16 protein-coding genes and 1 riboswitch are annotated in these 15,815 nt (G+C 36.7%); of the genes, 14 read left to right on the top strand and 2 right to left on the bottom strand.

From position 1 onward, the window contains the following. Positions 1-66: 66 nt before the first annotated feature. Positions 67-612: an NADPH-dependent FMN reductase gene (locus ACIQYS_RS04610; RefSeq protein ID WP_402975622.1), complete on the top strand. Its 546-nt coding sequence runs from the start codon at positions 67-69 to the stop codon at positions 610-612. A gap of 257 nt (positions 613-869) precedes the next feature. On the opposite strand, the gene ACIQYS_RS04605 is transcribed toward ACIQYS_RS04610, so the two are convergent. After that, positions 870-1,232 (bottom strand): winged helix-turn-helix transcriptional regulator, encoded by a 363-nt coding sequence (locus tag ACIQYS_RS04605; protein ID WP_402975620.1) that lies wholly within the window; start codon positions 1,230-1,232, stop codon positions 870-872. A gap of 243 nt (positions 1,233-1,475) precedes the next feature. Between ACIQYS_RS04605 and ACIQYS_RS04600 the strand changes: the two genes are divergently transcribed. From ACIQYS_RS04600 to ACIQYS_RS04540, 13 genes are all read left to right on the top strand, one after another. Next, positions 1,476-2,315 carry a pirin family protein gene (locus tag ACIQYS_RS04600; protein ID WP_402975618.1) on the top strand — a complete coding sequence of 280 codons (840 nt, stop codon included), beginning with the start codon at positions 1,476-1,478 and terminating at the stop codon, positions 2,313-2,315. 44 nt (positions 2,316-2,359) lie between these two features. After that, positions 2,360-3,532, top strand: a complete 1,173-nt coding sequence (locus ACIQYS_RS04595) for an MFS transporter (protein ID WP_402975616.1) — start codon at positions 2,360-2,362, stop codon at positions 3,530-3,532. A gap of 333 nt (positions 3,533-3,865) precedes the next feature. Beyond that, a complete protein-coding gene (locus tag ACIQYS_RS04590; RefSeq protein WP_402975615.1) occupies positions 3,866-4,918 on the top strand; it encodes an LLM class flavin-dependent oxidoreductase in 1,053 nt (350 codons plus the stop codon). Positions 4,919-5,023: 105 nt separating this feature from the next. Then, on the top strand, positions 5,024-5,293 hold the full coding sequence (locus ACIQYS_RS04585) for a universal stress protein (RefSeq protein WP_402975614.1): 270 nt from the start codon (positions 5,024-5,026) through the stop codon (positions 5,291-5,293). Next, positions 5,262-5,432: a universal stress protein gene (locus tag ACIQYS_RS04580; RefSeq protein ID WP_402976002.1), complete on the top strand. Its 171-nt coding sequence runs from the start codon at positions 5,262-5,264 to the stop codon at positions 5,430-5,432. The genes ACIQYS_RS04585 and ACIQYS_RS04580 overlap by 32 nt, the downstream gene beginning before the upstream one ends. A 371-nt stretch (positions 5,433-5,803) precedes the next feature. After that, positions 5,804-6,244, top strand: coding sequence for a MarR family winged helix-turn-helix transcriptional regulator (locus tag ACIQYS_RS04575; RefSeq protein ID WP_402975613.1), 441 nt, complete (start codon positions 5,804-5,806; stop codon positions 6,242-6,244). Positions 6,245-6,391: 147 nt separating this feature from the next. Continuing rightward, positions 6,392-7,135, top strand: a complete 744-nt coding sequence (locus ACIQYS_RS04570; RefSeq protein ID WP_402975612.1) for an SDR family NAD(P)-dependent oxidoreductase — start codon at positions 6,392-6,394, stop codon at positions 7,133-7,135. A 930-nt stretch (positions 7,136-8,065) separates the two neighbouring features. Beyond that, positions 8,066-8,165: riboswitch (purine riboswitch) on the top strand. 150 nt (positions 8,166-8,315) lie between these two features. After that, on the top strand, positions 8,316-9,611 hold the full coding sequence (locus ACIQYS_RS04565) for an NCS2 family permease (RefSeq protein ID WP_402975611.1): 1,296 nt from the start codon (positions 8,316-8,318) through the stop codon (positions 9,609-9,611). A 180-nt stretch (positions 9,612-9,791) separates the two neighbouring features. After that, a protein-coding gene (locus ACIQYS_RS04560) for an IS3 family transposase (RefSeq protein WP_402975609.1) occupies positions 9,792-10,927 on the top strand; the annotation gives its coding sequence in 2 pieces (ribosomal slippage) (positions 9,792-10,026 and positions 10,026-10,927; 1,137 coding nt in all). 559 nt (positions 10,928-11,486) lie between these two features. After that, entirely contained in the window at positions 11,487-11,693 is a 207-nt protein-coding gene (locus tag ACIQYS_RS04555; protein WP_402975607.1) for a hypothetical protein, read from the top strand. A gap of 303 nt (positions 11,694-11,996) precedes the next feature. Further along, positions 11,997-12,479, top strand: a complete 483-nt coding sequence (locus ACIQYS_RS04550) for a DUF2975 domain-containing protein (RefSeq protein ID WP_402975605.1) — start codon at positions 11,997-11,999, stop codon at positions 12,477-12,479. A gap of 11 nt (positions 12,480-12,490) precedes the next feature. Further along, positions 12,491-12,706, top strand: coding sequence for a helix-turn-helix domain-containing protein (locus ACIQYS_RS04545; protein ID WP_402975603.1), 216 nt, complete (start codon positions 12,491-12,493; stop codon positions 12,704-12,706). A 48-nt stretch (positions 12,707-12,754) separates the two neighbouring features. Then, a complete protein-coding gene (locus ACIQYS_RS04540) occupies positions 12,755-14,002 on the top strand; it encodes a DUF4153 domain-containing protein (RefSeq protein WP_402975601.1) in 1,248 nt (415 codons plus the stop codon). Positions 14,003-14,357: 355 nt separating this feature from the next. Here the strand turns inward: ACIQYS_RS04540 and ACIQYS_RS04535 are convergent, their stop codons facing one another. Continuing rightward, positions 14,358-14,843, bottom strand: a complete 486-nt coding sequence (locus ACIQYS_RS04535) for a tyrosine-type recombinase/integrase (RefSeq protein WP_402975599.1) — start codon at positions 14,841-14,843, stop codon at positions 14,358-14,360. Positions 14,844-15,815: the final 972 nt, after the last annotated feature.

The raw sequence follows: 15,815 nt of genomic DNA, 5'->3' as shown, positions 1-15,815 counted from the left end.
TTGGTATTTGTTAACATTAATAAGGGCTTAATTACAAAACAATATGTAGTGAAAGGATGAATTAAAATGATAAAAATCGGTATTTTGGTTGGTAGTCTCCGAAAAGAGTCTTTTTCTAAAAAAATTGCGACTAATGTTGCAGCTTTATTCCCTGAAGGATATGAAGGTGAATTAATCGAAATCGGAAATTTACCTTTCTATAATCAAGATGATGACAATGAAAACAATGTGCGAGAAGAATACACTGCTTTTCGTAACATCATGAAGGATATTGATGCTGTTTTATTTGTAACGCCTGAATATAACCGCTCAGTACCTGCAGTAATAAGCAATGCACTGGATATTGGTTCTCGTCCTAAGACGGATAATGTATGGAACGGCAAACCAGCAGCTATTATTAGTCAATCTCCAGGAAATTTGGGTGGATTTGGCGCTAATCACCATTTACGCCAAATACTATCGGCAGTAAATATGCCTGTGGTACAACATCCCGAAGCTTATATCTCCAATTCAGCTAGTTTATTAGATGAAAATGGAAAAATTAATAATGAAGGAACTGTTCAATTCCTTCAATCAGTCATCGACACATTTGTTGATTTGATTAAGAAATAACAAGTGTGAGATAATTTCGATTCTTCTGCAATGAAGATTAAATGTTCTCTGGCATAAGTTAATTGAAAGAGGTTGGAGCATATTGCAGAAGAAATTCTGTTTTATGCTCCAACCCTTTTTTTATAATATAGAATAAAAAATGTGAAGGCTAATCGAGATTGTTATGACCGAATAAACCTCTGCACACTCCTGCCAAAACACGTGGCGGAGGGGCTGCTCAATGCAGCCCCTCCTGTATTAAAAGTAAGTGACAAATGTTAACCTTTGTCAATCTCGAAGAGTTGTCGCGATTGCTGCCGTTGCTTTTGTGCCAAATGAGACACTCCCCAGTCATGCATCAAATCAAGAATCATTTGGAGCGACTCCCCGTATTTGGTCATCGAATATTCAACCTTCGGAGGGACCTGAGGGTAAGGTACCCGCAGAATTATTCCCTCTTCCTCCAACTCTCTCAAGTGGGAGGTGAGCACTTTTTTAGTAACGCTGGGCATTACTTTTTGTAATTCATTAAACCTCATCGTCCCGTTATGAAGCAAATGGAGCATGATCGCGATTTTCCACTTGCCTACAATCATATCCAACGTTGTCGCGACTTTACAATTATCCGGTTTTTCATCCATTTTTTGATCCTCCAGTCTGTTGACTAACCTGTTGTAGCCTAGTTTCAATATTAATACGATTCGACTCAATGTGTAAAGAGCCTCCAGCCTCCAGAAGCTTGCTAACCCCAAAGTTACTTTGAAGAAACCCGGTATCAATATTGTGCCTACTTCATAAATCATTCGATTCGTTGCATAATGAATCGACACCGCCTAACAGCTTTATTAGTTAGTTAATAAATAATTTACGAAAGGAAGATTATGATGACCAATCTAGATGTATTTAGTCGAGGCATAAAAAATGTCCGCACCCCTCATTTTCAACGAAATAGCGACATTCATACAATGGCAATGATAGTTGAACCCGGTCATTGGGAAGAGCATGATCCGTTTCTGCTTATGGCACATGACCATATGCGCAGCGGAGTGTTTGGCATCCATCCTCATCGTGGAATGGAGACGGTTACTTTTTTGATTGATGGAAACCTTAACCATTATGATAGCAAGCATGGAACAGGTGTGCTTCATGCAGGCGACGCGCAATGGATGACTGCGGGTAGAGGCGTTGAACACCTCGAGGATGCGGCAAAGGGCGAGACAGTAAACCTTCTTCAATTGTGGGTGAACATTCCTTCGGGACAGAAGATGTCACCCTCCAGGTACCAAGATTTGCGGAAGGCCGATATGCCTGTCATTCATGAGAACGGGGCTGAAATCCGTCTATTTTCCGGGTCACTCGGCGATACGGCCACAGATACAGTAAATATTGCTCCTATTACGATGGCTGAAATCAATATGGAGCCAGGCGCAGCTTTCAAGTTTGATCTTCCAGGATCCTACAATGGGTTTTTGTATATTTTGGAAGGTGAAGGATCCTTTGGGTCCGATAGCATCATAGGGAAGCAAGGACAGGTTTTATGGATGGGATCTGCGGGAACTGCTGAGCAGAGCGAAATAAAGATTGAAGCACGAAGCAGTATGCGTGTCATGTTGTATGCTGGCGAGCCGATTCACGAGCCTGTCGTAGCAAGAGGCCCATTCGTCATGAACACCGAGCAAGAGATTAAACAGGCTTATAGTGATTATCGAAATGGTAAATTTTAAATCAAAATTTATAATAACAGTATTAAGGAGATTATGAAATTTTTATGAAAACAAAATATATTCTAATGATAATAGCTTTATTTATTGCATCATTAAACTTGCGTCCTTCCATTAACTCAATCGCACCATTGCTCGAAACGATTAGAAACGACTTAGGAATGAACGCCTCCGTAGCGAGTTTGCTAACCTCGATTCCGGTTCTTTGCATGGGACTTTTCGCTCCTGTAGCCGTAAAGTTCAGCGGAAAATGGGGGATTGAGCGGGTATTAGGATGGTCGCTGCTTGTTATCGGAGTCGGTACTATTCTTAGGTTCTTCACGGAGTCAACCTCATTTTTGTTAATTACTGCTTTTATAGCGGGTATAGGGATTGCATTTGTAGGACCGCTTCTTCCCGGATTTATCAAGCGCCACTTTCCTAAGCATGTGCCTTCGATGATTTCGATATACACGGTTGCACTTACTCTGGGAGCAGCACTAAGCTCGAGCTTGATCGTGCCGATGCAGAATAGTATGAACTCTTGGCAGAGCGCTCTTGGGGTATGGGGGGTACTCGCATTCATCGCAGTGCTGTTATGGTGGTTGTTTGTTATGCGGCATATTAGACCGCAAGATCATCTCTCTTCCACCGGCACGAAGACGAGAATGCCATGGACAAATAAGAAAGCGTGGCTTCTTACACTGACGTTCGGCTTAATGGCCATGCTATTCTATTCATTCACAGCTTGGTTGCCAGATATTATTCAAGGGATGGGCTATAGTAAGTCCTACGCTGCAAGCGCACTTACGATTTTCGTCGTTGTTCAGATTCCGGTAAGCCTTGTTCTGCCGATCTTGCTTCGCAAATTACCTTCCCGTCGCCTTTGGCTATCGGTTTCAGCGCTGTTGCAACTGGTCGGGCTTGTGATGCTTGCGAGCTCCTTTGAACCGTTGATTGCAACGTTCTTTATTGGTTTAGGCGCCGGCGGATTGTTTTCTCTCAATATACTACTACCTTTGGACGCTACCGAAAATCCTCAGGAAGCTGCTGCTTGGTCTGCCATGACCCAATCAGTAGGCTATGTGATTGGGGCAACCGGCCCCCTTATTCTTGGCTGGATTCACGATGCGACGGATAGCTTCTCAGCTGCAATAGCGGGGCTGATTGTAATTAATGTAACGATGATGGTCGTGCAGACTGTTGCCACTACCATAAAAAGAAAACAACAATTGGGATAAATTAATCGCAATCATAGATAGCTAGAAATATCTTATTAAGTAGTATCTTTCTTTTTGTTCGTTGAAAATGATGTTTTAGATTAGGGTTGCTGATCTCGCGAGGTCTTTTAGCATAATAAAATCGGTAGACTAGGGAAAATAAGGTCACAGACTCCCGCTAATTTCGTTTCTTCTATTAAAGGAGGAGAACGAAAAGATGTATATGAATACTGTCTTGCAACAAAAGTTGTAGCTGCTGTAGCACTTACTAGCTCTAACAGGTGCTAGACAATATTTGCTCGACTCTATTTTATTTTAAGGAAAGTAATTATATGAATGAAAGGGGATTACCCTATGAGAAAGACAAATCAAGAGAAGTTTGAATTTGGTATCTATACTTTTGGAGAGTTAATTCGTGATCCTATTACTGGAAAAACTATTTCTGCAGAAGAGCGTATACAAAATGTCATTGGGACAGCAAAGGTAGCGGATGAAGCTGGATTGGATATTTTTGGTTTAGGAGAACATCATCGTTTGGATTTTGCGGTTTCATCGACACCTGTTGTGTTAGCAGCGATTGCACAAGCAACAAAAAATATTAAATTAGCAAGTGCTACTACTGTATTAGGCACAGCAGATCCTGTAAGAGTATTTGAAGACTTTTCGACATTAGATTTAATTTCGGGTGGGCGTGCCGAAATAATGGCAGGTAGAGGAGCATTTATCGAATCGTTCCCTCTTTTTGGCTATAATTTAGATGATTATCATGAACTTTTTGAAGAGAAGTTACAATTGTTACAAGAATTAAATAATAATGAACGTGTTACATGGCAAGGGAAGTTTCGCTCGGCGCTAAATAATAGCGAGATTGCACCTAGACCAAAACAAGATAAGATTCCTGTTTGGAGAGGAGTAGGGGGAACCCCTGCAAGTGCGGTTCGGGCCGGACAGGCTGGGTTTGGAATGGCACTCGCTATTTTAGGAGGTAATCCTATTCATGTAAAACCTTTAGTAGAAGCCTATCGTCAAGCTGGAATTTCGGCAGGACATGCAGAAGAGGATTTAAAAATTGCAATCACAAGCCATGGCTATATTGGCAAGACTGCAGAACAAGCTGTTAATGAATTTTACCCATATTATTCTAATTATATTAGAACGATGATGAGAAGAAATATTCCTAAAGAGCACTTGGCAGCAGCTGTTTCTAAAATAGATGCACTTGCTGTTGGAGGACCTGAAGAAATCATTGAGAAGATACTTTATCAACATGAGTTATTTGGACATAATCGCTATATCATGCAACTCGATATTTGTCAGCCAGTTTCCCAGGTTGAAAGTGCGATTGAATTACTAGCAACTAAAGTAATGCCAGTAGTTAGACGGGAAATTGAAAAAAAAAATAATTGAGCAATAAAATAACGAACCTAAATCAATTCTAAATGCCCCTTTAGTACCTTATTGCTAAGGGGGTCCATTATTAACGTAAATAATCATATAAAAGGAGTGTTTACTATGTTATCACCTATATCTAAAGCTGTCGTTGCATATGATGGTTCAGAGATGAGTAAGAAAGCATTGGAGCGTGCAATAATGCTAGCAAAACTAGATAAAAAGTTAGTAATAAATGTACTAACAGTAGCAGAAGTTACTCTTCTTCCTTTAGAGCGTAATGTGAAACTTGAAAAAGCGAAGGAAAGCATGCTTGAAGTAGAAGAAAAATTAAAAGCCATTCCAAACAAGACAGAAACTTATAATAGAAGGACATCCTGGACAGACAATTGAAGAATTTGCTGAACAAAACAATATAGATCTAATCATCATGGGAAGCCGGGGACTAAGCGGACTCAAAGAGGTATTCCTGGGCAGTGTCAGCCATCATGTTATCCAAAAAGTAAAAAGCGAAGTTCTTATTGTTAAATAATAATTGATACATATTTATTCTAGTTTATTATATTAAATATTTAAAAAGGATCTTTCAAAGATCCTTTTTTTAGTACCTATTAGCAATTTTTTGTTAACTAGTTTTGTATAACTCAATGATATCAATGGTTTGCTGAGTGCAAGTTTATTACAAAATGAATAAACCATATGATTATCCTTTTGCTCTGGAGAAAACTTTTAACATTATCAGAACATACTTGACTTTTTATCAGTTTATAAATAAACTTAAATTGTAATTCAGTTTAGTTGTAAACTGATATGGATTGATTTGGCTCATATATTAGGTCATAAATGTATTGTGATAAAAATTTCTGAATCGTTCACTAAAAATTACTAAAAGGAGGGTAAATATTGTTTGATAAGCCTTTTAATAGGGAAACTAGCACGGATACAAAATATAGCACTTCACTTTGGTTCAGTTTGGTAAGAGTACACAAAAAGAATACAACCGGTACAACGCAGCTATTGAAGGGTTGGAATCTTACAAATGCTCAAATGGACATAATCAGTCGAATTGCTGAATCAGGACAATTATCACAACAAGATCTGGCAGATAAGTTACTGGTTACAAAAGGTAATATCACACAACTTCTTAAAAAGCTAGAACAAATAAATCTAGTAAAAAAAGAAAAGGATTGGAAAACGAATCATATTTCTCTTACAGAGGAAGGATTGAAAATCTATGAACAGTTAACTCCTGTTCTGGAGGAATTTCAAACAGATTATTTTCAAAAACTTTCCACAGATGAAAAGAAACAATTACTGAATCTTATAAGAAAAATTGAAAGTTAAATAATGAAAGAATGAATGAAATGTTTAGAAAAAATAATATCTCCATTTTGAGACTTTTTAATTATATTTAATGGAAGATATTAAGTTTTCACAATAGATGTTGTACATAAGTGAATATGAATTTAAATTTGAGAGGAGAAATTCAGAATGGGTAAATTAGATGGTAAAGTTGCAATTATAACAGGGGGAGCACGTGGTCAAGGGGCTGCTCATGCTCAGACATTATTAAATGAGGGAGCTAAGGTAGTTATCACGGATGTTAATAGCGAAGCGGGAGAAGCATTAGCTAGTGAACTTGGTGAAAATGCAAAATTTATTAAACACGATGTTTCCAATGAATCCGACTGGCAAAACGTAGTTAATGAAACAGAATCGACTTTTGGATCTATTAATATACTGGTAAACAATGCTGGTATCAATTATTTCGAACCAACTCAAGAAATGTCTGAAGAAAGCTATAGAAGAGTTATTAATATTAATCAGGTAAGCGTATTCTTAGGTATGAAGACTGTATTTCCGTCTATGAGTAAAACAAAAGAAGGTTCAATTATTAACATCTCTTCTGTTGGTGGTTTGTTTAGTCAACAAGGAGCAATAGCTTACTCGGCTTCTAAATTTGCTGTCACTGGTATGACTAAAGCTGCAGCCCTTGATTTTGCAAAACATGGTATTCGAGTTAATTCAGTCCATCCGGGAACAATTCGTACTCCAATGCTTGATGTCCCGGGAACTGAAGACGCAATTAAAAGTCTTATCGAAAAAACTCCGTTAAAAAGACTTGGGGAATCTGAAGAAGTATCTAAACTTGTCTTATTCCTTGCATCTAATGATTCAAGTTTTTCTACTGGCTCAGAATTCATTCTTGATGGTGGAGCAACAGCTAGTTTGTAATAAATAATGCCTTTTAAACCAAAAGAGCCCATATAGGCTCTTTTTGGTATAAAAATTATTAATGGTACAAATTTAAGTATTTTTTTTATACTATGGCACATTAATGTGCCTACTTACACTTTATGTATATATATCATTATTGATATGTGAAGTAATTTCATAAAATTTATTAAAGGACGTGCAACAAAGATTTAATGATTCCCATGAATTGAATTAAAAAGCAAACCTGATTAATAGATTCGTTATGAAATCTCAGATATCAGCGATGTAATAGAACTCTTATTTGACTTTGAAAACACTGTAATTGAAGTTATTGTATCTACAGAATTTACTGATGTATATAAAAAGAAAAATAGAGATAGCTTAATAGAAAAATTTAAAGAACTTATTTACAGTTATATTATTTTTATTGGTTATCTGATTAATGATTTTTTTGAGAAAGTAGATGGTTATAAGACTGAAACTACTATGTTTGAAGTGACTGAAAATGGTGAGGCAACAAAACATATCGAGATTGAAGTTCCAATTTTAAAATTAAATAAATTTAATATCCAAACAGCGTATGAATTTTTTTATGAGTATTCGAAATTAGTTAGCAGGAAAAAGCCTTTATATTTTGCATGGAGAGAACCTAAGTGCTGGAATTTAGCAAAATCTTAGTATTTTGCTACCGCACTTTTAGTTAAGAAATTATTTTTGTTTTAACTAACTTACCGTTGTTAAAGCACTCATGTTATAACCAGATTCCTGGGCAGTAATGTAGATTTTTCCAGCTTTTATGCCGAGCTGTTTCACTGATTTTTTTTATGAACCTAGTATCTTCTCAACTTTTTGCTCTTTTTGAATATTGTAATATTAATAAAACAAAAAAGTATTCCAATTTATACTATTGACGATTTAAATTAAACTTGATATCATTCTCCTATTGTTTTTAAAAGAAAAGATATACCTTGTATAAATTCAAGAAGACGGCTTGAAAGTTTCTACCAGCTACCGATAATAGCTGACTACAAGGAATGGGAAATTAATGATATATTTTTATTCCATTTTGTAGAAAAGCTTTGGCCAACTAGTGGCCAAAGCTTTTTTTATATTCTAGGAAAATAAATGAATTATTTCTAAAATGACAGTTAGAATCATTCCCGTTCAATCTTTAATTTAGCAAATAGGAGATTACAACATGAAAAACTTTTTTCAATTTGCAGAACGGGGTACTTCCTATAAAACGGAAACACTCGCAGGGATTACGACCTTTTTATCGATCGCCTATATTTTAATCGTCAATCCAATTATCCTAAGTCAATCTGGAATGGATCACGGGGCTGTATTCACTGCAACTGCGCTTACTGCAATTATCGGAACACTGCTGATGGGCTTACTTGCGAACTTCCCAATCGCTATTGCACCGAGTATGGGATTAAACTCATTCTTTACTTTCTCAGTATGTATTGGAATGGGCATTGATTGGCAAATCACTTTAACGGGTGTTTTTGTTGCCGGCATTATTTTTATGCTATTAAGTTTATTTAAAATCAGAGAGAAGATTATTAATATCATTCCAATCGATTTAAAATATGCGATCGCTTCGGGTATTGGATTCTTTATCACATTTGTCGGGTTAAAAAATGGTGGCATTGTGGTCGGTAATCCAGATACATTTGTGTCGATTGGGGATTTAACGTCACCGATGACACTACTAGCTGTTCTAGGTCTTATTATTACGATTATTATGTTAGTACGTGGTATTAATGGTGGTATTTTCTACGGAATGGTTATTACAACGATTGTTGGTATGATTTTCGGATTAATCGATGTGCCTGCATCGATTGTTGGCAGTATCCCGAGTATTGAACCGACATTTGGTGTTGTGTTTGGTCATTTAGATGAGATTTTCACACCAGAAATCCTGACAGTTATTTTTACGTTCTTAATTGTAGCCTTCTTTGATACAGCGGGTGCATTAATTGGACTAACGAGTCAAGCAGGCATGATGAAAGACAATAGGATTCCGAATATCGGTAAAGGCTTACTTGCCGATTCGGCTGCGGGTGTAATTGGCGCTGTTTTAGGTACATCAACGCCTGCTACAAGTGTTGAATCTTCTGCTGGTATTGCTGTAGGAGGAAAAACAGGCTTTACATCTGTCGTTATTGCAGCTTGTTTTGTCGTTGCTTTATTCTTCTCACCACTTGTTAACGTAATTTCAGTGGAAGTGACATCAGCTGCATTAATTATTGTAGGTGCACTAATGGCCATGGAAATCCGTAGCATCAACTGGACTAAGTTAGAAATTGTGATTCCGTCATTTTTAACAATTATTATGATGCCTCTAACTTCTAGTGTAGTCATCGGGATTGGTTTAGGTTTTGTTCTTTATCCAATTTGTTTAGTCGCACAAAAGCGTTCTAAAGAAGTGCATCCAATTATGTATGTGCTTTGTTTATTATTCATTTTATACTTTGCATTTATAGTGTAGGAAAGAGAACTAGAGGACTAGGAGAATACAGTTGCAGGGAGATAGAGAGCAACGCCTGAAGGAACATACACCATGAAAGAACGTAATGACCTTCATTCTCTTTAGGTGAATGTAGTATAGATGTATGGACACAATCTGGTTAAGTCACTAATATTGAACTAACGAGAGGATGTCCGAACAATGAGTCAAAAACGATATAATTCAGAATTTAAACAAACAGTAGTTGAGCTTTATCGCTCAGGTACACCGTTCAGTCAATTATCTAGCAAATATGGTATTTCAGAAGTGACAATTTATAAATGGATTAAGCAACACTCACCAATAGAAGGAACACAAGAATTAACTGTGGCGGAAGTTGAAGCCATCCAAAAGGAAAATCTTCGATTAAAACAGGAGCTTGAAATCTTAAAAAAGGCTATGACCATATTCGCGCGAAAATAGATAACGAAGAATTGATCGACCATATTACAAAGGAAAGCGAACATCATCCAGTACAGCTGATGTGTCGTGTTTTAGAGATGCCTAAAAGTACATATTATCAATCTTTTCATAAGCAGCCAAACAGCTATCACGTCGCCAATGAACAGCTACTTCAAAGAATTCGTGTCATCTACCAAGAAAGCAAAGGGCGTTATGGTGCGCCCAAAATTTTTGAAGTACTCAAACAAGAAGGCTACACAGGCACGATCAAACGAATTCAACGCATTATGAAAAGAGCAGGCATTCAATCCAACACCACAAAAAAGTTCCGTCCGACACCGACACAAGAACCAGTAGTAGAACGTGAAAATGTACTAGCACAAGATTTTACAACAACAACTATCAATGAGAAATGGGTGGCCGATATTACGTACATCCATACACTTCGTCATGGTTGGTGCTATCTAGCCTCCGTGCTAGATTTACACACTAAAAAAGTGGTAGGTCATAAGTTCTCCCGTAAGATGGCAACAGAAATTGTTCTGGAGGCATTAGAGAATGCCGTACAGGGCCAAAGTCCTGATCCTGGACTCATAGTACATACAGACTTAGGTACCCAATATACAAGTGAAGCGTTCCAAGAACGCCTAAAGAAATACGAAATGGTTCCATCATTCAGTAGAAAAGGATGTCCTTATGACAATGCCTGTATTGAATCGTTTCAGGCAACACTCAAAAAAGAAGAAGTCTATCAAACACATTACGAAAGCTTTGAGAGTGTGAGAATGGCCTTATTTCAATACATAGAAGGCTGGTATAATCGCAAACGGATCCATAGCAGCATTGGATATTTAACACCAAATGAATTCGAAAAAATATGCCGAGCAACGGGATAAGTATGGAGATTTAAAAGCATTCCCCTTCACATTTTTCAGGTGTAACATCCATGATTCTATTTCTCCACGTTTCAATTAGTTTGTCAAAGGCTCTTTTCACTTTGATAAACTAATTGGGATGTGGAACACTTCATGAATGGTTGTTGCACAGAACAAAAACTTAATTTTTTTGTGACCAAAATCTTGACGTAGATCCAAATGTTTCTGAAACAGAAACAGTAACAATTAGCGAAGAAAAAATAAAAATAAAAATAAAAATAAAGATCGAGAAATACTAACAGTGAAGTATATACTTCTGTAAACTCAGAAAGGGCATTTACAACCGAAGCACCAACACCATGAAGTCCCCCGGATACTTTATAACCGCCGCCGCCAAACTTACCGCCGGCATGTAGAACAGTCATAATAACTTCAACACAAGCAAAATGGATTTTTGATAATTTCAAATGGGAAATTTAATTGAAAATGGAACCTCAATTCGTTTCAAACGTATTCAAGAAAAGCTGAAGATTTGTTAGAGTCGAGCTAAAAATATTTATTTGGGAGGGTATTGTTAGTTATGGAAGGATATATAAGTATTGGGTTTATGATTATTGGATTTCTTATATTATATTATGTGATTCAGGCAGCAGTTACAAAAGGAATTAACAATTCAGCTATTGGCAAATTACTTGAAAAAGAACAAGGGGAAAGAGTAAAAGAAAGTTTAACGGTTGAAGATGTGCTTGAAAGTTATAAAAGAAGAGATGATAACAATAAGAGTTGATGGTGCTTTACTTCAAGAAGGAGTAAAGCCTTTTTTTCTTATTAAACTAAAGCAGCAGTTTAGTTGAACAAGGGTATTGTTTTTTATGTGTAAGATAGAGGGAGTGAGGGGGAATAAGTTGTACAAGTTATAAATTTAATGGTTTAAAGTTATAGAGCATTTCTTTGAATGAAGAATGCTTTTTATTTTTGCTTAAAACAAAAAAGCGCGATAAAAATGTTATCCAATTTAATAAAAATTTATTGTAAATCGATAATGTGTATATTAAAATAAAAATAAGAATAAATAAGTGAGGTGCTTTTTATGGAAAAAGTAACAACGTTGTTTTTAAAAATAGCTGTTATTCTTTTAGGAATCCCAGTTCTTGCTCTGTGCATCTTCTTGGTGCCTGAGATGGCGAATCTTGCAGCAAAATTGCTTCCAGAGTTTGTTTTAATAAAATATCTCGTTTTCATCGCGTTTGATGCATCTGCGATACCTTTTTACTTTGCTTTGTATCAGGCTTTCAAACTCTTACGCTATATTGACAAAAATAAAGCTTTCTCCGATTTATCTGTAAAAGCTTTAAAGAAAATCAAATACTGTGCTATCACAATCAGTATTTTGCATGTGCTAGTTTGGCCGCTCTTCTATACCTTTGCGGAAGTAGACGACGCACCAGGATTTATCTTTGTCGGATTGGTTGTTCCTTTTGCTTCGATGGTTATCGCAGTCTTTGCGGCTGTTCTCCAAAAACTTTTACAAGAAGCAATTAATTTCAAATTAGAAAATGATTTAACGGTTTGAGGTGAATAACAATGGCAATTATAATCAATATTGATGTGATGTTAGCAAAAAGGAAAATGAGCGTAACAGAACTTTCGGAGAAGGTTGGAATAACAATGGCGAACATTTCTATATTGAAAAATGGAAAGGCAAAAGCGATTCGATTATCCACTTTAGAGGCAATTTGTAAGGCTTTAGAATGTCAGCCTGGAGATATTTTAGAATACAAAAGTGACGAAGACAGTTAAACATTGTAGAGGAAACTTAATATAACAATTACTAGGGGAGGTATAACTATGGACATCAACGATTTGATTATTGAAAATATTGCTAACCCTCATGAGCTGGAGAGAATGTATAGAAGTGACCCGAAAGCTTTTAAAAAGTCGTTCTCACACGCATGGGAACAAAATCCTGATTCTCAGGTTCTTGGTGTTTGGTATGAAAGATTGCATTTCAAGGAGACGGCGAATACAGAAAAATCTTTCTTGCTTCAAAAAGGTTTCTTATTCATGGGCATTTTAGCCATTCTGGCGGGGATAAGCACCAGGATCATTTTCCATTTTGTCGAACAGGAAGCAATTGCTCCAATTAACCTGGCTTTTGGTATAATTCCCTTTATTGCTGCCTATTTTGTTTACAATAATACTCCGAAAAAAAGTGTTATTTATTCCCTTGCAGCGTTGTTCCTAATTTCCGGGTTTTATCTTAATATGCTGCCATTAAATTATAAAGACAGTATTATCCTTGCTTATTTACACCTTCCCATATTCTTATGGGTATTGGTAGGGCTTGCATTTACAGGAAATGAATATTCAAAAGGCAGTACAAGATTAGCCTATCTTAAATTCAATTTGGAACTTTGCATACTCTACGCTAGCATGGCCATTAGCGGAATGCTGTTAGCAGCATTAACTATGCAGTTATTTAGCTTTGTCGATTTGGATATAAAAGACTTCTATTTTAGAAATGTTGTGTTATTTGGTGCTGCCGCTCTCGCTATTGTGGCTACCTACCTGGTGTCAATGAATCTTAAACTTGCTAAGAATATTACACCATATATAGCTAAAATTTTTAGTCCTCTTGTCCTGTCCACTTTGTTGGTCTATCTTATAACGGTTATTTGGGTCGGAAAAAATCCATTCTTGGACAGAAATTTCCTGATAGCATTTAACGGAATACTCCTGGGTGTCTTGGCCGTTACCATATTTTCAATTACCGAAAGCGGCACAGACGAGAAAAAGAACATTTCTGATTATATAAATTTTGCCCTAATTGTTCTTGCTCTTATCATTGACAGTGTGGCATTGTCAGCAATAGTGTTCAGACTTTCTTCTTATGGGATTACACCAAACAGACTTGCTGTTTTAGGTGTAAACATACTTATCTGGGGAAATCTTATTTGGATTATGGTCTCCTATATGCTTTTTCTACAAAACAAGACCGGACCGTCACCCATCCAAGATGCGGTTACTAAGTATTTGCCAGTCTACGGACTTTGGGCGGCTTTCGTTACTTTTACTTTTCCTTTCATTTTTAATTAGAAAGGCTCTGTTAATGTAACGACAAGCTAATCTTCTATAACGTATAATATCGGCTTAGTCTTTAAAATATGTCCAGTTTCATGTGCCCGACGAAAAAGGACTTCATGAAACGTATTTGATAAGCTAAACTTGCAGGTTTTAAGTTTGAGTTTGATTTAGATTTAATGTGAAAAGATATACTTACACTACGATTGGAAATACGCTTGATGATGTATCGCATTTGGGCGACACTCATTTTGTGTGGCTGTCTGGCTGTTACAAAAATAGCAGAGTTATGATCATTACGGCTTTCTATGTAGCGTTTAAGCCATATGTCGCAACGTGTATTAAAATAAACCTCCCTTTCCTTGTCGCCTTATCCTCTAACAATCGCAGATTGATTGGACCAATTAATATGGTTCTTTTCTAACGCGACTACTTCTCCGATTCGACAACCGGTAGAAAACATGAATTCAAAAATCGCTTTTTCCATTGGGGAATGACAGGATTCACGAAGATGTTCAATCTCTCGTTCGGTTAAATACTTGGGTATCCGCTTCCCTACTTTGGGTTCTTTAATTTTGGAAGTTGGATTATTACTCAGGTAGCCTTCTTCATGGGACCAACGAAAAAATGATTTCATAAAGCAGATACCATGTGCGAGACTGGCTGGTTTTAAATGCTTGTCGGATATAGCGAGATAGTCTTTCAGTTGATTTGTATCCAGTAACTCTATCTCTACATCCTTAAAATAATCAATTAGTAGTAAAGACTGTAAACGGTAGGCCTTCAATGTTTGTGGCGAAAAGCCCTCTATTCGCTTATCAGCCTCAAACGAAGCCCATGCTTTTGATAGTAACAATTCTATTCCCCCTAAAATAGAAATATTAAAAGGATTATTGCTAATTTAATAGAATTATAGACATAGGGTGTGTTTTAACTATCGCAGTAGGTTAGTTTAAGTGTGTTGTTTAACTTGTGTTCAACAATCGGGTGGACAGAAAAGGTGATGGAATGAGTCTAATTCAAGTTATATATATAGTGCTTATATGGGCAATACCTATTCTGGTTTCTTGGTATTCCTTCTTTGATAGAGATTTAGATTTGGAACACGTTGGGAATCAAGATATGCCCAAACAATATCGAATACATTTCTCGACGATTAATAATCTATGACTATAATTACTATTTAGGTGAAATTGTGAAGGAATGTACTTAAACTCCCATGAAAATTTAAAAATGCTCAAAATCTATAAAATTGCATAACAAAAGAGACTCAGTAAAAGTTTTTTTAAAAAAAGGCTGAGCTCTCAGAATGATGATATGGAGTTAAAAGGTAAATCAGGAATCAGCTCCATTCTTGTTAGAATAAAGGCAAGGCTGGTGCAATAACCAGAGTAGGATTAATCTTCCATTAGTGCTTCAGTAAGGGAGCGACAGTCTGTGATGCACCGTGGTTGTTGGAGTCAGACTAACACAAGGGCTCTATGGCACCATAGTTCATCGACCATCTTCTCCCAGCCGTAGAATCAGTATAGACGGTTTTTCACCATTTTCATTCTCTGTGGTAAAGCGCTGATTTTGCGCTTTGGAAGGCTAACGGGTACTTTACTTCAAGAAGGAGTAAAGCCTTTTTTTTATTTGAACTAAAGGGGCAGGTTAGTTCAATAAGAAGGAACTAATGATTGATTGTCGAAACCCCCCTCTGTTAGGATAGAAGTCGTACGAGGCTAACGTGATATGATTAAGTAAATTACACGGAGGTCGATCGATATGACAAAACAAAATGGAACACGTTACACGCAAGAACGAAAAGTAGAAATCATCGGGCGTA

Source organism: Psychrobacillus sp. NPDC096426, assembly GCF_044762745.1.
Classification (GTDB): Bacteria; Bacillota; Bacilli; order Bacillales_A; family Planococcaceae; genus Psychrobacillus.
The sequence above is the reverse complement of the archived record's forward strand: the minus strand, read 5'-3'. Positions and strand labels throughout refer to the sequence as shown.